We start from the raw sequence: 23,440 nt of genomic DNA, 5'->3' as shown, positions 1-23,440 counted from the left end.
TTATCAGGTTATGGTTAAACATTGGACAATAAACAGCATGAAAGGTTTAATGGTTCACTTTTTTTAACAAAAAAAATCCCCGCACAGGTCTGTGGGGGATTTTCTCTTCATGTTGTAACGCTCGTTGGGCTGGTAGCCTTGAAATGTTGGAGTAAAATTAGGAAATTTAATTTTATTCAAAAACCCGGGTTGCTTCAATCTGGCAAAAACTGTAAAAAGTGTTGATAAATCAGCACCCCTATGGTAAAGGGTTTTGCCCGCTTTCTTGTATCTTTGCACCCTGATCGGGAGAAGAAATGACTGTGATAACCGAAAAATATTCCGAAGATTCCATACGGACTCTTGACTGGAAAGAACACATCCGGTTAAGGCCGGGGATGTATATTGGGAAACTGGGCGATGGAGCTTCCCAGGACGACGGGGTTTACGTCCTCCTCAAGGAGGTCATCGACAACTCCATCGATGAATACATCATGGGTTTTGGCAAAACCATTGAAATATCGATAGACGAGAAGAAGATCACCGTACGCGACTATGGGCGGGGCGTACCACTGGGCAAGGTAGTCGATGTGGTTTCCAAGATTAATACCGGGGCCAAATACGACAGTAAAGTCTTTAAAAAAACGGTGGGCCTAAATGGGGTGGGCACCAAAGCCGTGAATGCCCTTTCAAGCTATTTCCGCATTGAATCCATACGCGAAGGCCTCTCGAAGGCAGCAGAATTTGAAAAGGGTCTCCTGACTGCCGACGGCAAAGAACACGAAACCACGGGGAGAGGCGGCACCATTATCAGTTTTGTACCCGACGAAGAGATCTTTGGCAAGTTCCGCTATATTGACGAATACATTGAGAAGCTCCTCTGGAACTATGTTTACCTGAACCGTGGCCTCACCATTATCTTCAATGGTAAAAAGTACCAGTCGCAAAACGGCCTGCTTGACCTGCTGAACCACAATATTGACACCCCGGTGTGTTATCCCATCATCCACATCCAGGAAGATGATATGGAGTTTGCACTGACCCATAGCACAAGCCAGTACAGCGAGGAGTACTATTCCTTTGTAAACGGTCAGCACACCACCCAGGGGGGCACTCATCAGGCGGCCTTCCGCGAAGCCCTGAACAAAACCCTCAGGGAGTTTTACAAGAAGGACTTTGACTCAAACGATATCAAAACCTCACTGATCGTGGCCATGAGCATTAAGGTGCAGGAGCCGGTCTTTGAGTCGCAGACCAAAACCAAGCTTGGCTCGCAGTATATGGAACCCGGTGGCACCTCTATCCGCAACTATATAAACGACATCGTTAAGCGGAGGCTGGATAACTACCTTCATATGAAGCCCGAAACGGCCGAAGCCTTGTTGCGCAAGATCCAGCAGTCGGAGAAGGAACGCAAAGACATGGCCAACATCAAAAAGCTGGCCAAGGAAAGGGTGAAGAAAGCAAGTCTGCACAACAAGAAACTTCGGGACTGCCGTATCCATTACAACGATAACCATCCGCAGCGCCTGGACAGCACCCTGTTCATTACCGAGGGCGACTCGGCCAGCGGTTCCATTACCAAGGCCCGCGACGTAAATACCCAGGCCGTGTTCAGCCTGAAGGGAAAACCCCTGAACAGCTATGGCCTCACAAAAAAGATCGTTTACGAAAATGAAGAATTTAACCTGCTGCAGGCAGCCCTCAACATTGAAGACAGCCTGGAAGACCTGCGTTACAACAACGTAGTGATTGCAACGGATGCTGATGTTGACGGGATGCACATCCGCCTGTTGCTGCTGACGTTTTTCCTGCAATTTTTCCCTGACCTGATTCGCAACGGGCACCTTTATATCCTGCAAACACCGCTGTTTCGCGTCCGCAACAAACAAAAGACGTTTTACTGTTATTCCGATCAGGAGAAGGCCGATGCCATGGGCCAGCTGGGTGCCAAGCCCGAAATCACCCGCTTCAAAGGTCTGGGTGAGATCTCCCCTAATGAGTTCATTAATTTTATTGGGAAAAGCATACGCCTCGACCCGGTGATCCTCAAAAAGGATCTGGGCATTGCCGAAATGCTTGAATTTTACATGGGCAAGAACACCCCCGACCGGCAGAGTTTTATCATCGAAAACCTGCGGGTTGAAATCGATGCAGTTGAGGCCTGATCAATCAACCGCAATCATTCTTTTCTGTTTAATAATTCGTTAAGTAAGGCCTATTAAAACTTATAGCAGGCTGAAGTCATCCCAGTCGGCCCACGCCCTGAAACTGTCGCGAAAACCATCGAGCTGACAGCGGGGCAAGGTCACCGTTTCCATACCCTCCTGATTGGGCAGGAAATTACTGAGGTTCTCGCCCAGTGGGTTGATCACCGCCGAATCGCCGATATACTGTATCTTGTTCTCATCAGCACCCAGGCGGTTGACCCCAATCACATAGGACTGGTTCTCAATGGCACGTGCCATGAGCAGGATACGCCAGGTGTGACTTCTCTCGGCCGGCCAGCTGGCTACATACAACATGACATCGTAATCGAACCCCTCCTTGCCACGATACCTGTTGCGACTCCAGACAGGAAACCGGATATCGTAGCATATCATGGGCATGATTTTCCAACCCTTCAATTCAACAATGAGTTTCCCGTTTCCACGCACGTAATCCTTATTCTCTCCCGCATAGGTAAAGAGGTGCCGCTTGTCGTAGGTCTCAAAAGAGCCCTCAGGCCTGACCCAGAAGAATCGGTTGTAGAACCTGCCTTTGTCTTCCACGGCCACGCTTCCGCAAACGACACAATTGCGCGAAGCGGCCATTTGCTTCATCCACGCCAGGGCCTGCCCATTGGCGGGTTCAGCAGCTGACTGAGGTTTCATGGTAAAGCCGGTGGTGAACATCTCGGGCAAAACAATCAGATCGGTATCCTCCTGCAGGGCTGAAATCTTTTCAGTGAACAACTCCAGGTTGCGGGCCGGATCTTCCCAATAAAGCGTGGTCTGTACAAGGGTAACGGTTAAATTTTGCATAATATCTCTGCTGCTTTTTCAAGGGTTTCATTCGATTTTGCAAAACAAAAGCGAAGCACGCCGTCATTGGCTGGTTTGCTGTAAAAGGGTGCTGTGGGCACCCCTGCCACTTTGTATTCGCGGGTGAGACGCTGAGCAAACGTCATCTCATCCTCCTCCGAAATCTTGTTGTAATCGAGCAACTGAAAGTAAGTACCGGAAGCCGGAATCAAACCAAAGCGCGAAGTTTTCAATGCTTTATTGAAGAAGTCGCGCTTCTCCTGGTAGAATTCGCCCAAGCCATGGTAGTTTGAAGGGTCTTCCAAAAAATCAGCCATGGCATGCTGCACCGGGGTGTTCGCGCAAAACACCGTAAACTGATGTGCCTTACGAAACTCCCGCATCAGGTTTTCGGGGGCCGCGCAATAACCGGTCTTCCATCCGGTGGCATGGAAAGTTTTCCCAAAAGAACAGGTCACCAGGCTCCGTTCGGCAAGGCCAGGATACAGGCAAACGCTCTCGTGGCGTTTCTCATCAAAAATAATGTGCTCATACACTTCATCGCTCAAAATCAGGATTCCGGTATTCCGCGTCAGTCGCTCCAGTTCTGCCATATCAGCCGCTGTCAGGACACTTCCGCTGGGATTGTGGGGGGTGTTGATAATGATCATCTTGGTTCGGGCGTTGAGCAGTTTTCTTACTTCATCCCAGTCAATATGATAATCAGGCAGTTTTAGCCGGGAAACAATGGGAATCCCCCCGTTAAGCTTTATGGCAGGCACATAACTGTCATAAGCAGGCTCAAAAACAATCACCTCATCTTCTTCGCGAATAAAGGCGCTAATGGCTGTAAAAATAGCCTGGGTAGCGCCTGCAGTGACCGTAATTTCTGATTCCGGATCGTAATTTGCCCCATACAAGGCCTCTGTCTTCTCTGCGATACGCTCCCTGAGGCTTAGCAGGCCCGGCATGGGAGCATACTGGTTGTGCCCTTCGCGCATATGTTTTGCAACCAGTTCAATCAGTTTTTCCGATACGGGAAAATCGGGAAATCCCTGGGAGAGGTTGATGGCCTTGTGTTCATGTGCCAGTTGAGACATCACCGCAAAAACGGATGTTCCCGTCTGGGGAAGTTTTGAAATGACGGCTTCAGGAAAAGGGTTCATGCATCTGAATTTAATTGGCAATTGTTCCGGCGAAAATCATTAATTTTATGCTCCTTTTATCGATTAGCTGGAGAGGCAAATTTAAAAGAAATAATGTAACGGCAGGGGGTAAAAAATACGGAACCTGCTTTGATTATTCAAAATAGTACATCATTTTTTATCAAAAATCACGGAATATGAAGACAATAGACGGAATAGATTTCAAGGGAAAACGCGTCATTATGCGCGTTGATTTCAATGTCCCGCTCAATAGCGAATTTCAGATCACCGACGACTCGCGCATGCGGGCAGCTGTCCCCAGCATAAAGAAGATCCTGGATGACGGGGGTTCGGTCATCGTGATGTCGCACCTTGGCCGTCCCAAGGAAGGCCCCGAAGACAAATTCTCCCTGCGTCACCTGCGCGATCACCTCAGCAAGTTGCTGGACGTCGACGTCAGGTTTGCCGACGACTGCATTGGCGACCTGACCCACCAAAAGGCGCTTAACCTAAGGCCCGGCCAGGTATTATTGCTCGAAAACCTGCGTTTCTACAAAGAAGAAACCAAGGGTGATGAAGCATTTGCCGGAAAACTTGCCCAACTGGCCAACTTTTATGTGAACGATGCCTTTGGCACGGCCCATCGCGCCCATGCTTCCACTACCATCATTGCAAAATTCTTTCCCAATGACAAGGCTTTTGGCTACCTGATGGCCAACGAGCTGGCCAGTATCGACAAGGTGCTGAAGGATGTTAAACGCCCCTACACCGCGATCATCGGGGGCGCAAAGGTCAGCTCAAAGATTCAGATCCTGGAAAACCTTCTCGACAAGGTCGACGACCTGATCATCGGAGGAGGTATGATGTTTACCTTCATTAAGGCCCAAGGAGGCACAATCGGCGGCAGCCTGGTGGAAGACGACTTTATCGGCCAGGCCAAAGAGATTATGGAGAAAGCCAAGGCAAAAGGGGTGAACCTGCATATTCCTGCTGACGCTGTGATTGCCGACGCTTTTGCAAACGATGCCAATGCTAAAACCGTAAAGGCTGATGCCATTCCTGAAGGATGGCTGGGCCTTGACATCGGCCCCGAAAGCCAGAAGAAATTCAGCGAAGTGATCGAAAAATCAAAAACGGTCCTATGGAACGGCCCTATGGGGGTATTCGAAATGGAAAACTTTGCCAAAGGCACCAAAGTGGTTGCTGAAGCACTTGTAAAAGCAACTGAAAATGGTGCCTTCACCCTTATCGGGGGCGGCGACTCAGTAGCGGCCATCAACCAGCTGGACCTGGCCGACCAGGTAAGCTACGTCAGTACCGGTGGCGGTGCCCTGCTTGAATACATGGAAGGCAAGGTCCTGCCCGGTGTTCAGGCCATCAACGAATAATTTCAATAAACACCCTAAAGGGGGCCGTCTCAATGGTTTTTGAGACGGCCCTTTTTCGGGGGGAGAGCCCGACCGCTTTCTTGCAACTAAAAATCAGGCACATACGAACCCCTTTAGCCCTTTTTGTAATGATTCTATAACGCCTTGGCAGGGCATTCAGGGTGGTTCAGATTGGCTGCAATTTGGGATCAGAATCAGGGTTTGGACGGTGTTTAGACGGTGTTTATTCGGTTTAAACCGAGTAAACACCGTCTAAACCCCCTGGATGGTATGGCTGTTGCACCTTGCATCTACATCCCTGAAATTTATACAAAAAGGTCAAAAAGAAACCTTGCTGTTGCAAGGGAAACGCAGCGAATCCTTAAAATTTAGGGCGAAATGATCGAGGCAATGGAAAGGAAGCCTGCACAAAAGGCTTATGGCAGGCAATGGGTTTAGCCAGTCATCCGGTTGATGATATCGATCAGTTTGCGCTCGTCAATGGGCTTGGAAACATAGTCATCCATGCCGGCATCCATAAATCGTTCGCGGTCTCCGGGAATGGCATAACCTGTAATGGCCACAATTGGGACGTGCTTGCCGGTATCTTTTTCCATTTCACGGATGCGGCGGGCCGTTTCGAAGCCATCCATTTTGGGCATCTGTCCATCCATCAGGACCAGATCGTAGGCGTTGGATGCAAACTTCTCGATGGCCACCAGGCCATTGGCAGCCGTATCGACAGTCCATCCCTGCGAGCGCAGAAAACCTGCGAGGTATAGCTGGTTAATGGCATCATCTTCTGCCACCAGGATATGAAGGTTGCTTAACCTTTTTTCCATCTCCAAAGTTTCCTCTGCCGTCTGTTCCATATCTGTTTCCTGATCTCTGGCCATTACAAGAGGGATATTAAACGATATTCGGCTTCCCACTCCATATTCGCTTTCAAACTTCACTTCCCCATTCATCATTTCAACCAGACTCTTTACGATATTCAACCCAAGGCCAGTTCCCTGGTATTCCTTTCTTGCGGAAATGTCAAGCTGACGGAACGATTCGAACAGGCGGGGAATATCTTCTTCTTTTACACCAATTCCTGTATCTTTAACATAAAACTCAAGCCGAATGTTTTCTTTCTGAACCGATTTATTTTCTACTCCAATCTCAATTTTTCCCTCATTGGTGAATTTAATTGCATTGCTCAGCAGGTTGTTCAACACCTGACAAATCTTCTTCTCATCGCCGTGAATCCATTTGGGAACTCCCTCACCAAATTGCACAGCCAGTTCAATATTTTTTTCACTGGCCTGGGGTTCAAACACAGAAAGCGTCTCATTCAGGGCTTTTTGCAGATCGAAATCGGCAAAAGTCAGGTCAATTTTATTGGCCTCAATCTTTGAGTAATCGAGGATGTCATTGAGGATATGCAAGAGGTTTCCGGCAGAAATAAGGATGGAGTTAATAATACTTTGCTGTTCCTTGTCTGTATTGGTTTTTCCGAGCGTGCGCGTCATCCCAATGATGGCATTCAGGGGATTCCTGATCTCGTGGCTCATATTGGCCAAGAACTCTGATTTCACCCTGTTTGAGCGTTCGGCCACTTCCATCGCTTTTCTTAACTCTTCTTTTTCTTTTCGAAGAGTCACATCGCGGCTCACACACACGATTTCTTCTACCAGGGCTGTTTTAGCATTGAAGATCACCTGGTTATTGGTTTCAAACCAGATATATTCTCCATTTTTCTTACGAATGCGGTAGCTCTCAATAGAATTGTCCTGATGGGTTTCAAGCAGTCCGATATGGTTTCGCCTTACCTTGTCGATATCATCAGGATGAATGAAGACATAGGCAGAGTGGCCCACGATTTCCTCGGGTTCGTAACCCAACAGCCTTTTGCTGGCAGGCGAAACATAAATATACGTGGCATCCCAGCTATGCTTGGAAATCATATCGCTTGAATTCTCAGCCAGGACACGGTAGCGTTCCTCGCTGATTCGCAGGCTTTCTTCCACTTGTTTCCGCTCGCTGATATCGCGAATGGATCCAACGATCATAATGGCGTTTCCATCGTGATCGTATATGTATTTACTGGTAATGGAGCAGGGAACACTTTCCTTGTTTTTCCGGTTCAGGACCATCTCAAAATCGGACATAGAGCCCTTTTCATTAAGCTGCTCAAAAAACAGGTCCAGTTTGCTCTTTTCTCCAAACAAAGGTTTGCCCAGGAGATCTTCCTTATGGTAAAGAAAGATTTGTTCGATTGACGGCGAAAGCTCAATGACATTCCCCTCAAGGGTCAGTTCAAAATAAACATCCTGAATATTCTCAAAGATGCTTCGGTATTTTTCCTCGCTTTGGCGAAGGGCTTCCTGCGACTCGACGAGTTGTTTCTGAATGCTCAGCCTGCTGACCACTTGATGGATCACTGAAGGCAACAGGTCAATAAAACTGTTGTCTTTCACCATGTAATCGAGGGCTCCAAGTTTCATCATTTCCACGGCGGTACGTTCGTCACCATGGCCGGTAATGATAACAAAAGGCAAGTCGAGATTTTCCTTTCGCAGCTGTTTGATAAGTTCCTCACCCTGAATATCGGCAAGCTGGTAATCGAGCAGGATCAGGGTATCTTGGTTTGAGTTGCTGCTGAGCCAACCGTGGGCTTCGGCCCCCGACAGAAAACCCCGGGTGACATACCCTTCTTTTTCCAGCGTTTTCTGGATTAAGCGGTTCAGCGAGAGATCATCTTCAACAACTGAGATAATGAACTGCTGGCTGCCAGGGTCATCTAAATATTGCTCCATTGCGAGGGTTTATTGCAACTCCTTATGAAGAAGCAAATTTACAATATTCTATTATTTAAACAATAAGCAATGCTGAATAGGGGAAAACGTTCACCAGGCGAATGACAGGGGCGTGAAGTTGGTTCAGGCCAGCCCGGCAGCCATCATGAACTCAATATTGGGTTTGAGTCCGTCGGGGTCGTCAGCATATTCGGGTTTGAGACGGTGGACAAAATACATCCCCTCCTGTTGAAAATGTTTTGTTTTCACCATACCCCGGAATGAACATTCGAAATATTCGGCCACATATTCATAGGTTTCTGCCGAGATGTTGACCATGTTTTCGAGGCTTGACTGGACCATCCAGTGCGCCTTATTGGCGGCATTGCCCCAAATATCGTAGGAGAATTTCCTTCGGCCGATGACCCCAGCCACCACTTCGCCGGTATGAACGCCCACGCGCATGGTAAAGTATGGCAGGCCCTGGGCATTGGCTTCGCGTGCTTCACGTAAAATGACATCCTGTATCTGAAGCCCTGCCAAAACCGCACGCGGCGGGTTGAGCGTATCGGCCTCGGGAATACCCCCGGCGCACATGTAACAATCACCGATGGTCTTGATCTTTTCCAGTTTCAGCCGGTCAATGATTGTATCAAACTTGCTGAAATATTCATCGAGTTTCTCAACCAAATCTATTGGTGAGAACAGGGATGATTTGGCGGAAAAATCCTCTACATCGGCATACAGTACACTGACGCAGGGAAAATACCTCGCCTTGGCAGTCCCAATGGTCAGAAGCTCCCCGGCAATTTTTGAAGGAAGGATATTTTGAAGCAGTTTCTCCACCTTCGCTTTCTCAATGGTTAGCTCCTGGTGTTGCTCCCGGATCTGCTTATTCAGCTTTTTATGTTTATCAAGGCTTCTTTTGAGGGCCGCAGTAGCTTTTTCTAGTTTCCGGTCTAGCTCCATCCGCTTAAAAGCAGCCTCAACCGCGAGGGGGATGTGATCGATAAAACCCTTTTCCTTCACGAGGTAATCGATGGCACCGGCCTTCATAATAGAGACCGCCACCTTCTCGTCACCATAGCCTGTCATGGCCATGAAATCAGGCTGAATGCCTTTGGCCTGAATTTCCCTGATAACCGAGAGGCCTGTTGTGGAGCCCAGTTGATAATCGACTAGTAAAAGCAAGCCATCCAGGTGGTCAGCAAAAAAAGCATCCTTAAAAGAACCTGCATCTGTAAACCCGCGACATGCATAACCATTGGTCGAAAGTTTCTTCTCAATGGCCTTTACCATCATCATATCATCGTCGAGCACCCACACGGAAGAAGGTGGCTGGTTTCCAGAAGATTTGGAAATGCTTTCTTTTCTTAACATTAGGATTCGTTAAAGCAGTGTTTGTTAAATCTGCCCGCCAAGAAACCGTGGCGTATTGGCCTTCATTATTTTAAGAGATTATCAATCCTGACAAAAGAAATAACGTGAATTATGTTATTTTATGTTATTTGAAGCAAAAAAGGACTGCATTTCTAAGAAAAGGCAAAAGAAAGCAGAAATTCCCAAAAAAAGAACCGTAAACATACTGATTTTTTTATCTCTTCACAAAATCATGCCGGTCAATAATTATGACAAAGGCGCCAGGAATTTATTAAAGAAAGCAAAGATCGTACAAATAATTAACTCTTCCTTATATTTTTATCAATATTATAGGTTTTATTTTGAATGATTATGAATTAGCAAAGGGAGTTAAAAGAGAACCATTTTTTTATAATTTTACTCCCGAAGCCTTTATTTCCAGTCACTTTAGGAAAATTTAGTCTTTCTATCAAATTGATTTTCAGAGCTTTCTTAAATTATCGATTAACCTGATTTGATAAGGCCGGATATCATGAATGATTCGCCTTGTTTGCATTCAAAATCAATACATCATGCACAACTCACCAAATCGAGGTATTATGAGATCCGGGTGGTATTTCCCGGGTATTCTGATACTGCTTTACAGTATCTTTTTTTGGTTTCCCTTTTCTGTCCAAAGCCAGGATACCCTTCCCGGGGAAGCGGAAGAGATCGTAGAAACCACCGACAGCATCCTTGAAGTGGTTGCCGAAGCAGCAGAAGAAGTTCCGGAAAGCCAGCCCGATGAGGTTTACACCCGTGGCGACTACAGCAAGCAGGATTTAAGAAGGGGAGAAAGGCTTTTCAAGGGACTGGTACCTTTTGGCAGTGGAACCCACAATTGTGCTTCGTGCCACTACCCCACCCGCACCGATACCCTGAACTGGAACCCTTCAGCTTTTGATTTGGCCCAGTTGTGGTATGACAACCCGGATTATCGCATCCTCGAGAAGATGAACAGCCCCACCGGCATGCGTATGATGGCCGATCACCCGGGCATGATCATTACCCCCGACGAGGAAAAACAACTGGAAGCCTATTATGAATCCGTTCTGAAAAAAGGCCCGGGCGAACTGAAGGCTTACCCTGTTAATACCTTTATTTTCTGGGGAATGGGCCTGTTGATGCTCCTGGCGTTGATTGACCTTCTGATCACAAAAAAGATTCGGTTTAAAGCCCTGCACGTTTTGATCCTGATCATTGGCCTTGTGGTGCATATGCAATATGCCGTTGCCGAGAGCCGCAATCTTGGCCGCACGCAGGGGTATATGCCCGATCAGCCCATCAAGTTCTCGCACCTGGTGCATGCCGGTGAAAACGCCATCGACTGCAACTACTGCCACACCGTAAACCAGTTCAGCCTCAGTTCGGGCATTCCTTCCAACAACACCTGCCTCAATTGCCATACCGTTATTCGCGAGGGGACTAATTCCGGGCGCTTTGAGATCAATAAGATCCACCAGGCCCTGGAAACCGGAGAACCCATCCAGTGGATACGCATCCATGACCTTCCCGATCATAGCTTTTACAGCCATGCCCAGCACGTGAATGCCGGCAAACTGGAATGTCAGGAATGTCATGGCACGGTGGAAAAAATGCACATCCTTTATCAAAACGCTGACCTGAGCATGGGCTGGTGCCTTACCTGCCACCGCGACAATGACGTGGATTTCCTGAATAATCCCTATTTTGGAATATATGAAGAACTTCACAAGGACATCAGGGAAGGAAGGATCGATGCCGTGAAGGCTGCCCAGATAGGTGGCGAGGACTGCATGAAGTGCCATTATTAATCATGGAAGACACCCCCTCGAAATAATTGTTAATTAAGCTTTCAGAAATACAAACTGTTTCCAATGGAAAAAAAATACTGGAAAAGTTTACACGAAGTACAACCTGCCGGGCATTTGCAAACCGATGATCTTCGTGCGGAAGATCAGGCCCGGTCAATGATGGAGATTTTGGCTGACGACAAGAACCCGCAATCTTCTTCACGGCGTGACTTCCTGAAGTGGTGCGGCATAAGTTTCGTTTCGGCCACTGTGCTTTCGGCCTGCGAGAACCCGGTAAAGAAAGCCATCCCCTACCTCAACCAGCCCGAGGAACTGATTCCCGGGAAAGCATCGTATTATGCTTCCACTTATCTGCACGGTAATGAATACTGCCCCGTGCTGGTAAAGAGCAGGGATGGACGCCCCATCAAAATTGAAGGCAACAGGCTTTCACCGGTGACCCGGGGCGGGACCTCGGCAAGGGTTCAGGCATCCGTACTCAGCCTCTATGACACGGGCGCCCGATACAAAAATGCCTTGCATAACGGAGAAGCCATTGCCTGGGAAGCCGCCGATGAAGCATTCGGCATAAAGCTTAGAGAAGTCTCGGCCAATGGTGGCCGTATGGCCCTGGTGACCCCTAGCCTGCTAAGCCCCAGTACCCGTGCACTGATAGAAGAATTCAAAACCGAATATCCTGGTCTCGAGGTAGTTGCCTGGGATGCCATTCCCTATTCTGGCATCCGAAAAGCCCACGAGACGCTGTTTGGACAGGCCATAATTCCGGACTACCGCTTTGACAAGGCAGATCTGATTGTCAGCTTCGGTTGTGATTTCCTGGGCACCTGGCTCTCCCCGATTGAATTTGCCGGGCGCTATGCCGAACGTCGCCGTGTCAGCCAGGACAAACCAGAGATGTCGCGCCACATACAGTTCGAGGGGATGCTTTCGCTCACCGGCGCCAATGCCGATGAACGCGTTCCGGTAAAGCCTTCTGAGGAGCTGAATATTCTGCTTGCTCTTTATAACAGGATGGCTGCCCTTGCCGGCCAAAGCCCTGCTGGAGAGGCCTACACTAACTATGATGTGAATGGCTTGGCTGCGCATTTGATGAAACAAAGGGGCAAAGCTTTAGTAGTCTGCGGCAGCCCCCAGGCAGAAGTGCAAACAATTGTAGCTGCCATCAACCAGCTTTGCGGGGCATACGGGAACACCATTGACCCCACTGCTACGCTGATGACAGGAATGTCAGACGAAGGCGCTTTCGAAGCCCTGGTCAACGATATGAAACAAGGCAAGATGGAAGCAGTGATGTTCTACCAGACCAATCCCGTCTACCATCACTACGATACGGAAGGGGTGCTCAATGCCATCAAGAACACCGGCCTGACCCTCTCCTTTGCCACAACAATGGACGAGACCGCTGAGGCTTGCCAGTATATATTGCCCGATAATCATTACCTGGAATCATGGGGAGATGCTGAATTTAAATCTGGCCAATACAGCCTGATGCAACCGCTGATTCACCCCCTGTTTAAGACTCGACAGTTCCAGGATACCCTTTTGACATGGATGGGGAGGGAAGCTGATTTTCACCAATACCTGAAAGCCTGGTGGCAAACTAATCTTTTCCCCCAGCAAACAGAATATTCCGATGCAGAGAGCTTTTGGATGAAAACCTTGCAGTCAGGAGTTCTTGAAGTCCCCGCAAAAGTCTCAGGAAGCTTTTCGCCCAATTTCTCTGGTCTCACGGGAATCATTGCCAATTTGCAAGGACAAACCAGAGGGTCTGATCTGGAATTTGTGGTATACCCCAGTCTTTCGATGGGCGATGGGCACGATGCCAACAACCCCTGGTTACAGGAACTGCCCGACCCCATCACTTCGGTTTGCTGGGATAACTTCGCGGCCGTTTCGCCAGCCACGGCAACCCAGCTTGGTTTTTTAGAGGGCGATGTGATCCGCATCAATGAAAAAATGGAGGTTCCTGTGCTGATCCAGCCCGGTTTGGCCGCCGGCATGCTGGCCATTGCTTTGGGCTATGGCCGCAGCAAGGCAGGCATCAGCGCTGACGGCAGGGGCGGAAATGCCTTCCTGCTGAGTGCTGATCGCAACTTCCATGGAACGTTAAGCTCGTGGTCGAAAGCCGGTACCGGACACACCTTTGCACGCACCCAGACCCATTTCTCTATGGAAGGTCGTGCCATCGTCAGGGAGTCAACCCTGGATAAATACAAGGAAAACCCCGCAGCCGGCAATGAGTTACGTGCCTATCACCTGAAACATCACAACACCTTATATCCGGAGAGCGAGTTTCCCGGGCATCACTGGGCGCTGATGGTCGATCTGAATGCCTGCACCGGGTGCAGTACCTGTGTGATTGCATGCCAGAGCGAAAACAATACCCCTGTAATTGGCAAGGACCAGGTAAGGCGCAGGCGCATCATGCACTGGATGCGCATTGACCGTTATTATACCGGCGATGCCGAAAACCCGAGCGTGGTGTTCCAGCCCCTGATGTGCCAGCATTGTGATCATGCCCCCTGTGAAAACGTCTGCCCTGTTGCGGCTACCACACACAGTCAGGAAGGCATAAACCAGATCACCTACAACCGTTGCGTGGGAACCAAATACTGCATCAACAACTGCCCTTACAAGGTCCGGCGGTTTAACTGGTATGAGTATGCCACCAAAGAGCAATTCAACACCCACACCACCACCGACCTGGGCCGGATGGTGCTCAATCCTGATGTTACAGTAAGGGAGCGGGGCGTGGTTGAGAAATGCTCATTTTGCGTACAACGCATACAGGAAGCCAAACTCAACGCCAAGAATGAAAGGCGTCCCCTCAAAGACGGTGAGATTATGCCCGCCTGTGTGCAGTCCTGCCCTTCAAATGCCCTTGTGTTTGGCGACCTGAATGATCCCGAAAGCAGGGTGTCACAACTAATCAAGGATCCCAGAAATTATCATCTGCTGGAGGAACTGCACACACTGCCTTCCGTTGGTTACCTGACTAAGATCAGAAACCCACGCTCATAAAGAAACCATGATGTTGAATCCACAATAAAACAACGTTCATGCTCAACAACCCAATACGATATGCCCTGGTCAAGGGCGATAAGACATACGGCCAGATCACCGATGATTTGCTGGCCAACGTAGAGCAGAAACCGCCGCTTTGGTGGTACGGTGCCATGACTATTGGAACCATTCTCCTGGCCATCGGAGCCTGGGCAGTATATATGTCACTAAGCCAGGGACTGGGCACCTGGGGCCTGACCAACAGCGTGGCCTGGGGATGGGACATTATAAATTTTGTCTGGTGGATTGGTATCGGACACGCAGGTACCGCTTTCTCCATCTTCTTCCTGATATTCAGGCAGAAATGGGCAGGGTCCATCAACCGCTCGGCCGAAGCCATGACCGTATTTGCCGTGGTCTGTGCTGCCATGTTCCCCCTGCTGCATATGGGAAGACCCTGGCTGGCGTTTTACATCGTTCCCTATCCCAATACCCGCTTGCTGTGGCTCAATTTCAACTCCCCCCTTTTCTGGGACGTGCTGGCCATCACCACCTACCTGATCACATCCATAATGCTTTGGTATATGGGCATGGTACCTGACCTGGCAACCATTGCCCAGCGCACCAAAAGTAAAGTTGGCAAATTCCTTTACGGAATGTTCAGCATGGGATGGAACGGTTCGCTTTATTCTTACAACCGCTATGAAAGCCTGATGAAGATCCTAGGCGGTCTGGCAGCCCCCCTGGTAATTTCAGTGCATACCATCGTGGCGCTTGACTTTGCCGTTTCGGTGATGCCCGGTTGGCATACCACCATTCTCCCACCCTACTTCTTCGTGGGCGCCATCTTCAGTGGTTTTGCCATGGTGCTTACCATCATGATCCTGCTCAGAAGAGCCTTTAACCTCACGGATTATGTCACTGAAAAACACTTGGATAACATAGCCCACGTACTGAAGTTTGGCTCACTGATTATAGGCCTGGCCTATGTCACTGAGCTATTCACTGCCTGGTATTCAGGGGTGGAATACGAGATTTTTACCTTCTTCCGTGCCAGGGCCACTGGCACTTACTCCACTGCATTCTGGATCATGTTTACCTTCAATGCGGTGGTTCCACAACTATTCTGGTTCAAAAAGGCCCGCCGGAATTTGGTGATTCTTTTCCTTGTGTCAATCGTCATCAACATCGGGATTTGGTTTGAGCGTTACATCATCCTCGTTTCAACCCTGGCCCAAGACTACCTGCCTTCGAGCTGGACAGCCTATCACCCTACCATGGTTGATATCGGTATTTATTTGGGCACCTTCGGCCTGTTTACTTGCGGGATGATGATGTTCATCCGATACATCCCCATCATTGCCGTCAATGAGATCAAACCCATTGCCCGGGCTGAAAAATTAAGAAAACAAAAGAAGCAAAACCATGAGCACTAAACAAATCATCGGCGTATTTGATGATGAGGCCCTGCTGCTGAAGGCTGCACAAAAGCTTAAGTCGCATGGCGTCAACATCAGGGACATTCAGGGCCCCAGTGCAGATCATGACATGATAAAGAATCTTACACGCGAGTCCAGACTGCCTTATCTCTCGGTCGTCACAGGGATCATCACCATTATCCTGACCTTTGCCTTTGTGTATTATGTGACGGTCATCGATTATCCCCTGCATTACGGTGGCAAACCCGTTTTTGCCTTTCCTCCCATGGTGGTGGTGATTTACCTGCTGTGCATTCTTGTCACCGGGGCATTCACCACCTTTTCGTTCCTCACCAGCGAGAAGATGTTTCCGGGCAAGAACCCCGGCCTGGTGCATCCCCGGGCGGCCATCGACCGCTTCTACCTGGTGCTCGGCCGCAACTTCAATCCCGCCGAGATCACCCAGTGGCTCCAGGAGGAAGGCGCTGAAGAAATCATTGAACAAGAAACCGAAGCATAACCTATATCTATTCCATTATGTTTGGCAACAAAAAACCAGCACCCCTTAAAACCCGCAGCACCTGGGCCCTGCTTGTGGCCCTGGTGGCTCTCATAGGCTGCGACCGGACCAGAATGGACAAGGGTTATGAATATTTTCCCGATATGACTCATGGTCAGTCCTACGAGACCTGGTCGTCCAACGAAGCCATGGATGACGGAAAAACAATGCGCGAGCCGGTCAAGGGGACCGTTCCCCGCCATATGGTGCCCTATACCTACGCCAATGATTTTGAAGGACGCGCACTGGCAGGTGAGAACTTGGTAAACCCCCTGGCGACCACCCCTGAACTGCTTGAGGAAGGCAAAGCCCTTTACGGCGTCTATTGCCAGCAATGCCACGGGGAGCAAGGCGATGGCAAAGGCAGCCTGCACACCAGGGGAAAATACGTCATTCCACCGGCATCCCTCATCACCCCTGTAGTAAAAGCACAGCCACAGGGTGAGATCTTTCATGTCATTTCTGTTGGCTGGGGAGTCATGGGCGCCCACGCACCGCTCATCCGCCCTGAAGACCGCTGGAAAATTGTGGCTTTCATCGATCAGGTAATCCAGGAACAGTAAACCGAACCCATTATGGATACAAGTTTCAAACCCACCAAAAAGCTCTTGTTGATCTTTGCCGCAATGATCCTCATCGGACTTGTTGCAGTCATTGCAGGCTTTGCCTCCGATCCTGCAAGGACCTGGCCCAATGTCCTGCTTAACAATATGTATTTCATCACCCTCAGTATCGGGGCCCTGATGTTCTTTGGCGTACAATACATATCAGGTTCTTCTTGGTCAGCGCTCATTCAGCGCATCCCCCTAGCTGCCGGTGCATTCCTGCCCATCGGCTTAATCCTGATGCTGCTGATTTACTTCGGGCTACACGACATCTATGAATGGTCACATCCGGGCATCACTGAAACCGATAAGCTCATTGCCCATAAGGCCCCCTTCCTCAATGTGCCCTTCTTTATGATCCGTATCGTGATTTATTTTGCCCTTTGGGTGCCTCTCTTTTTCCTGCTTCGCCGAATGGCTAAAAAGGAAGACCTGGAAGGCGGTGAGCAATGGTATCATAAAAGCACCTTTTATTCCAAGGTTTTTATTTTTTCCGCAGTCCTGATCTTCTCACTTGCCGCCGTTGACTGGGTGATGACTATCGATCCTCACTGGTACAGCACCATATTTGGCTTCCGCGCCATGATCACCAGCATTTATTACGGTACCGCAATCATAATCCTGCTGATATTCCTTTTAAAAGGGATGGGGTTCTTTCCCCAGATCAACGAAGCACACCGCCACGACCTGGCCCGTTACCTGTTTCGCTTCAGCATCGTATTTGGCTACCTTTGGTTCATGCAATTCCTCATTCTTTGGTATGCCAACATTCCGGAATCTACCATTTACTATACGCCCCGTTTCCTGGGCGAATGGAAGTTTTTCTTTTATGCTGAACCTATCATTAACTGGGCCATTCCTTTTGTGGTGGTGATGTCTGACGATATCGGTAAAAAAAAACCGGTACTGATTGGCATCAGTGCCCTGCTGATGATCGGCCTCTGGATGAGCCTCTTCCTGCAAATTATGCCCGGGAGTTATGGCGTGCTGAAATTTGGATTCATTGAGGTTGGGATGTGGATCGGCTATGCAGGTCTGTACCTTGTGATGGTTTTCCTTTGCCTGTCAGGGCTTTCCATTGTCCCGCTCAACCATCCCATGCTCGACGAAAGTATTCATCATCATTTATAAAAACAAAGGATCATGAACAAGATAATGATTTTTCTTTTTGGCGTTTTTATCCCCTTAGGTCTGTTTTCCCAGGATCTTGAAATGGCCTATAATCCTGAAGAAGGCGAGATCGGGATTTTTGAACGCCTGGATACCTATGTTCCGCTCGACATTGAGGTGATCAATGAGTTGGGGCAAAAGGTAAAGCTGGAACAACTGGTCGATAAGCCTACGGTGATCGCCCTGGTGTATTATCGCTGTCCGGGGATTTGCAGCCCTTTTATGGAATCGATGGCTGAAGTGGTAACACGCAGTGACCTAGTCATCGGCGAGGATTACCAGATCCTTTCCATCAGCTTTGACCCTAGGGAAGGCCCTGAACTGGCGCGCCAGAACCGCAACAACTACCACCACCTGGTTAAGAAGGAAATTGATCCCAATGGCTGGCAATTCTTCGTGGCCGACAGTGCCAACATCGCACGCATCACTGAAGCCGTAGGGTTCAAATACAAGCGTACCGGCTTCGACTTCCTGCACACCTCAGCCATGATATTCCTCAGCAACGAAGGCAAAATCACCCGTTACCTTCATGGCACTTACTTCCTGCCCATCGACCTCAAGATGGCCGTGATTGAAACTGCTGAAGGAAAATCAGGGCCTTCGCTCAGCAGGGTGCTGGCTTATTGCTATACCTTTGACCCGGCTGGTCAGCAGTATGTGCTAAACATCACCAAGGTAGCAGGCACCATCATCTTGTTCTTTGCCCTGGTCATTCTGTTAATTCTTGTCATTAAACCAAAGAACCGTAAGGCTTAACCCATATCCTGAAACAATATGTCAGAAGCAAACTACGCCCATAATGTAAGTTACCTTGATTACAAGGGGCAATACAAAGGACTTTTAGGATGGATATTCTCAACCGACCACAAGCGGATCGGTTTGTTGTATCTTTACACTATGCTGGCTTTCTTCTCGGTAGGCGCCATCCTGGGCTTGCTGATGAAAACCGAGCTCATTGCACCGGGGAACACCCTCATGGGACCCCAGACTTACAATGCCTTCTTTACGCTCCACGGCATTATCATGATCTTTGTCATTGTGGTACCCGGCTTGCCAGCGGTCTTTGGCAACTTTTTCCTTCCCATTATGATAGGGGCCAAAGATGTTGCCTTCCCCCGTCTCAACCTCCTCTCCTGGTGGTTGTACGTCCTGGGAATCCTAATTGTGCTTACCTCTCAGTTTTTGGGAGACGGTCCGCCCGACACCGGATGGACCTTCTATGCTCCTTACAGCTTCCGCACCCCGGCGAATGTGCTGCCCGCCGTTTTCGGTGCCTTTGTCATGGGTTTCTCCTCCATCCTTACGGGTATCAACTTTGTGGTAACCATCCACAGAATGCGGGCTCCAGGGATGACCTGGTTCAAGATGCCTCTCTTCCCCTGGACCCTTTACGGCACCGCCTGGATACAAATCCTGGCCACCCCCGTGATCGGAATTACCCTGCTGCTTATCGTGGCTGAACGCATCCTGGGCATAGGCATCTTCGATCCTGCCCTTGGTGGCGACCCCATCTTGTACCAGCACCTGTTCTGGATTTATTCGCACCCGGCCGTTTATATCATGATCCTCCCGGGAATGGGCGTGATCAGCGAAGTAATACCCGTATTCTCGAGGAAAACCATCTTTGGCTACAAGGCCATCGTCTTGTCCACGATGGCTATCGCCTTCGTAGGATATTTTGTGTGGGGCCACCACATGTTCACCTCCGGGATGAGCGGACGTGCCCTTTACACATTTTCCTTCCTGACCTTTCTGGTGGCCATCCCTTCGGCCATCAAGGTGTTTAACTGGGTAAGCACCATGCACAAAGGCTCGCTCGACATGCAGACCCCATTTTATTGGGCGGTATCCTTCATTTTTGTGTTTATGATAGGGGGACTTACCGGACTGGTGCTGGGCTCGCTGGCTACCAACGTCCACGTGCACGACACCCATTTTGTGGTCGCCCACTTTCATTACATTGTATTCGGGGGCACGGGCTTTGCCTTTATGGCAGCCATCCACTATTGGTTCCCGAAAATGTTTGGCCGGATGTATGATCTGGGCTGGGCCAACCTTGGCTGGGGGATCTTCTTTATAGGATTCAATACTCTTTACCTGCCCATGTTCTTCCTGGGCATCCAGGGCATGCCCCGCAGGTATTACGACTACCTGCCCGACTTCCACGGCGGAAATATTATCTCTTCGCTCGGGGCTTGGGTAATGATATCAGGCATTGTGATCATTTTTGCAAACCTGATACGCTCAGCTCGCTACGGGCAGAAAACCACTGAAAAGAACCCCTGGGGTGGCAAAACCCTCGAGTGGCAGGTAGATACACCCCCTACCCTCGAGAACTTTGAAGAGATCCCGGTCATTGAAAAAGGACCTTACGATTTTGAAGATTAAGGTATTCAATTCATAAAAACAGGACAATATGATAGAACATCGCGACGACCTGGCATCGAAAATGGGCATGTGGCTGTTTATTTTTACCGAACTGCTGCTTTTCGGGATGCTGTTTGTGGTCTATGCCGTGTATCGCTCCATGCACCCCGAAGCCTTCAAACTGGCCGGGCAGGAGCTGGATGTGGTGTTGGGCACCCTGAATACCGTGATCCTGCTCATCAGCAGTATGACCGTGGCCATGTCCATTTCAGCCATCCAGAAAGGAAACAAAAAACTGGCTCTGGCCCTGCTGACGGTGACCCTGATCATTGCAGTGGTCTTCCTGGTCAACAAGTATTTTGAGTGGGGTACCAAAGTCGAATATGGTTTCAACCCCGGCGGGGCGGAACTGCACCAACTGGGGCACGGAACCATCCTGTTTTTCGGCCTCTATTTTGTAATGACCGGCCTCCACGCCCTGCATATCCTGATCGGAATAGGACTCTTCCTGTATGTGTTCTGGCAGGTCAGAAAGGACAAGATCCATCAGACCGACTACATATGGTTGGAAAACACGGGCCTCTACTGGCACTTGGTCGACCTGATCTGGATATTCCTGTTCCCGCTTTTATACCTGATCCATTAAAAATCACAATGTTATGAGCCAAGAAAAACATCATATCGTCAGTTACAAAACCCACGTGTTTGTTTTGCTGGCACTGCTGGTGCTTACGGCCCTCAGCGTGGCCATTACCCGTGTGGAACTGGGGCCGCTTAATACGGCAGCCGCCCTCCTGATTGCCTGCATCAAGGCCACCATTGTCCTGGCCTGGTTTATGCACCTCAAATTCGAGAGTCGCTTCTTCACCGTGATGGTATCGGCCGTAATCATCCTGTTCCTGCTGGTAATCCTTGTCACCTTTTTCGATTATTCATACAGATAAAATAAGCATATGAACTCAGGAGCCTCAACTTTTGTAGAAGGTGTCGACAATGCCTTTATTTTCATTCTCGGGATATCCCTTTTCTTCCTGATCGGGATTACCCTTGTAATGATCCTGTTTCTAATTCGTTACAACAAGAAAAAGCATCCCAGGGCTGTCCAGATCGAAGGCAGCACCAAGCTCGAAGTCATCTGGACCGTCATTCCGCTTGCCCTGGTGATGGGTATGTTTTATTTCGGGTATGTGGGCTGGAAACCGATGAAAAGAATTCCCAGCGAAGGGGTAAGGATTACTGCCAATGCCCGTATGTGGAGCTTTAGTTTCCAGTATGAGAATGGAAGGATTTCTGATAAACTTTATGTCCCGGTCGATACTGCCGTAATCATCAAACTGAATGCCATTGATGTCATACACTCTTTGTACATACCAGCATTCAGAGTCAAGGAAGATATGGTGCCCGGACTGGCCAACAACCAGATGTGGTTCGAACCCAACAAGGTGGGCAACTACTCGCTTTTCTGCACTGAATACTGCGGCCTGCAGCACAGCTTTATGCATACCGAGGTGGTGGTGATGGAGCCCGATGAGTTCTGGGAATGGTATTCGGACACCACCGGCGTAGTGATACCTGCTGAGGAAGGGGCCGACTTTGCCCTCCTGGGGCGTCAGCTCGTCGAAAGCAAGGGCTGCCTGGCCTGCCATTCGCTCGATGGCTCAACCATCATAGGGCCCAGCTTCCTGGGGGCCTGGGGAAGTAACGTGCCTGTAGTCACCAATGGGCAGGAACGGGAGGTGCCTTTCGATGAAGCCTATTTGCAGCGGTCCATTTATGAGCCCGATGCCGACATCCACCAAGGCTACCGCCCCGGGCAGATGTTTTCCTACCAGGGAGAGATCACTGAACAACAAATTGAACTGATCGTTGCGTTTCTCAAATCACTGAATGAATAAAGCTGGTATTGCTAAAAAAGCCAAAGCCCTTGTTCAGCTGACAAAACCCCTCGTAACCCTATCGGTTGCGCTGACTGCCCTGACGGGTTTTATCCTTAGTCAGGGCTTTTTTGCTGAGGACTGGTTGCTGGTTACCCTGGGGGTCTACCTGCTGGCGGCCGGTTCAGCCAACCTGAACCACCTCCAGGAGGCCGGGCCCGACAGGCTGATGAAACGCACCTTTAACCGCCCCATCCCCTCGGGAAAGGTCTCTCGTGCCGAAGCCGCTGTTTTTTTCGTGATCCTTAGCCTGGCGGGTTTTGTCCTCCTGGCAAACCTGAATTACAGGGCCCCCTTTATCCTGGGTGCTATCACCCTGTTGTGGTACAACCTGGTATACACCTGGCTGAAGCGAAAGACTGCCTTTGCGGTTGTACCCGGCTCCCTGGTGGGTGCACTGCCCCCCATCATAGGCTGGACAGCAGCAGGCGGCTACTGGCTTGACCCGCACATTATCCTGGTCGCCTTTTTCTTTTTCATCGGGCAGATCCCCCACTTCTGGCTCATTTTGCTCAGGCACGGCAACGATTACGAGAAGGCCGGCTTCCCCACCATTACCCGCCTTTTCAGCACCCGACAGATCGCCAACCTCACCCTCATCTGGGTAGCCGCTACTGCCATGGCGGCCATCCTGCCGGCCCTCTTCGGGGTGATCCGCTCACCCCTGTTGTCTATGCTCGTTTTCTCACTGGCCCTTGCACTGCTCTGGTCCTTCCGCAAATGGTACCGCACCACCGATAATCCCGATCCCCAACCCGCCTTCATCACCATCAACGGTTTCTTCCTTCTCATGATGCTGATATTCATTGCCGATGCCCTGATAAGATAGCCCCGCATCAGACCCCGACATCCCTTCGAACAACCAATCATCCTTTTCCTGGAAAGAGCAAGTCCTGGGATGCTTATTTTCAATTATATCC

General features: G+C 49.5%; 18 protein-coding genes. 14 read left to right on the top strand and 4 right to left on the bottom strand.

The annotated features are described in order from the left end of the window. The first annotated feature begins 296 nt into the window (after positions 1-296). Positions 297-2,147 (top strand): DNA topoisomerase IV subunit B, encoded by a 1,851-nt coding sequence (locus V2I46_05130; protein MEE4176875.1) that lies wholly within the window; start codon positions 297-299, stop codon positions 2,145-2,147. A 60-nt stretch (positions 2,148-2,207) separates the two neighbouring features. On the opposite strand, the gene V2I46_05125 is transcribed toward V2I46_05130, so the two are convergent. Together V2I46_05125 and V2I46_05120 are read right to left on the bottom strand one after the other, a co-directional pair. Further along, complete coding sequence (locus V2I46_05125; GenBank protein ID MEE4176874.1) at positions 2,208-3,002, bottom strand: amidohydrolase; 795 nt, start codon at positions 3,000-3,002, stop codon at positions 2,208-2,210. Then, a complete protein-coding gene (locus V2I46_05120) occupies positions 2,990-4,147 on the bottom strand; it encodes a methionine aminotransferase (GenBank protein MEE4176873.1) in 1,158 nt (385 codons plus the stop codon). The genes V2I46_05125 and V2I46_05120 overlap by 13 nt, the downstream gene beginning before the upstream one ends. A 176-nt stretch (positions 4,148-4,323) precedes the next feature. On the opposite strand from V2I46_05120, the gene V2I46_05115 reads away from it, so the two are divergent. Beyond that, positions 4,324-5,514: a phosphoglycerate kinase gene (locus V2I46_05115; GenBank protein MEE4176872.1), complete on the top strand. Its 1,191-nt coding sequence runs from the start codon at positions 4,324-4,326 to the stop codon at positions 5,512-5,514. Between the two features lie 434 nt (positions 5,515-5,948). Here V2I46_05115 and V2I46_05110 read toward each other — a convergent pair whose 3' ends face one another. Together V2I46_05110 and V2I46_05105 are read right to left on the bottom strand one after the other, a co-directional pair. Further along, positions 5,949-8,294 (bottom strand): response regulator, encoded by a 2,346-nt coding sequence (locus V2I46_05110; GenBank protein ID MEE4176871.1) that lies wholly within the window; start codon positions 8,292-8,294, stop codon positions 5,949-5,951. A gap of 123 nt (positions 8,295-8,417) precedes the next feature. Further along, on the bottom strand, positions 8,418-9,653 hold the full coding sequence (locus V2I46_05105) for an adenylate/guanylate cyclase domain-containing protein (protein MEE4176870.1): 1,236 nt from the start codon (positions 9,651-9,653) through the stop codon (positions 8,418-8,420). Between the two features lie 578 nt (positions 9,654-10,231). On the opposite strand from V2I46_05105, the gene V2I46_05100 reads away from it, so the two are divergent. The 12 genes from V2I46_05100 to V2I46_05045 all read left to right on the top strand — a co-directional run bounded on the left by V2I46_05100 (position 10,232) and on the right by V2I46_05045 (position 23,349). Then, the gene (locus V2I46_05100) at positions 10,232-11,464 is read left to right on the top strand and encodes a cytochrome c3 family protein (protein MEE4176869.1); all 1,233 of its coding nucleotides are present in this window, start codon (positions 10,232-10,234) and stop codon (positions 11,462-11,464) included. A gap of 63 nt (positions 11,465-11,527) precedes the next feature. Continuing rightward, positions 11,528-14,485, top strand: coding sequence for a 4Fe-4S dicluster domain-containing protein (locus V2I46_05095; protein ID MEE4176868.1), 2,958 nt, complete (start codon positions 11,528-11,530; stop codon positions 14,483-14,485). Between the two features lie 38 nt (positions 14,486-14,523). Further along, positions 14,524-15,903: an NrfD/PsrC family molybdoenzyme membrane anchor subunit gene (nrfD, locus tag V2I46_05090; protein MEE4176867.1), complete on the top strand. Its 1,380-nt coding sequence runs from the start codon at positions 14,524-14,526 to the stop codon at positions 15,901-15,903. Next, positions 15,893-16,405, top strand: coding sequence for a DUF3341 domain-containing protein (locus V2I46_05085; GenBank protein MEE4176866.1), 513 nt, complete (start codon positions 15,893-15,895; stop codon positions 16,403-16,405). The genes nrfD and V2I46_05085 overlap by 11 nt, the downstream gene beginning before the upstream one ends. A 17-nt stretch (positions 16,406-16,422) precedes the next feature. Then, positions 16,423-17,007, top strand: a complete 585-nt coding sequence (locus V2I46_05080; protein MEE4176865.1) for a cytochrome c — start codon at positions 16,423-16,425, stop codon at positions 17,005-17,007. Positions 17,008-17,019: 12 nt separating this feature from the next. Further along, entirely contained in the window at positions 17,020-18,180 is a 1,161-nt protein-coding gene (locus V2I46_05075; GenBank protein MEE4176864.1) for a hypothetical protein, read from the top strand. A 12-nt stretch (positions 18,181-18,192) separates the two neighbouring features. Continuing rightward, complete coding sequence (locus V2I46_05070; GenBank protein MEE4176863.1) at positions 18,193-18,975, top strand: SCO family protein; 783 nt, start codon at positions 18,193-18,195, stop codon at positions 18,973-18,975. Positions 18,976-18,993: 18 nt separating this feature from the next. Continuing rightward, positions 18,994-20,607, top strand: coding sequence for a cbb3-type cytochrome c oxidase subunit I (locus tag V2I46_05065; GenBank protein ID MEE4176862.1), 1,614 nt, complete (start codon positions 18,994-18,996; stop codon positions 20,605-20,607). A 28-nt stretch (positions 20,608-20,635) separates the two neighbouring features. Continuing rightward, the gene (locus tag V2I46_05060) at positions 20,636-21,232 is read left to right on the top strand and encodes a cytochrome c oxidase subunit 3 family protein (protein MEE4176861.1); all 597 of its coding nucleotides are present in this window, start codon (positions 20,636-20,638) and stop codon (positions 21,230-21,232) included. Between the two features lie 13 nt (positions 21,233-21,245). Further along, positions 21,246-21,530, top strand: a complete 285-nt coding sequence (locus V2I46_05055) for a cytochrome C oxidase subunit IV family protein (GenBank protein ID MEE4176860.1) — start codon at positions 21,246-21,248, stop codon at positions 21,528-21,530. Positions 21,531-21,539: 9 nt separating this feature from the next. After that, positions 21,540-22,481, top strand: a complete 942-nt coding sequence (coxB, locus tag V2I46_05050) for a cytochrome c oxidase subunit II (GenBank protein MEE4176859.1) — start codon at positions 21,540-21,542, stop codon at positions 22,479-22,481. Next, a complete protein-coding gene (locus V2I46_05045; protein ID MEE4176858.1) occupies positions 22,474-23,349 on the top strand; it encodes a protoheme IX farnesyltransferase in 876 nt (291 codons plus the stop codon). Before coxB ends, V2I46_05045 begins: the two co-directional genes overlap by 8 nt. Positions 23,350-23,440: the final 91 nt, after the last annotated feature.

The sequence above is a fragment of the Bacteroides sp. genome (assembly GCA_036351255.1).
Classification (GTDB): domain Bacteria; phylum Bacteroidota; class Bacteroidia; order Bacteroidales; family UBA7960; genus UBA7960.
This window is presented reverse-complemented; position numbering and strand designations above follow the sequence as displayed.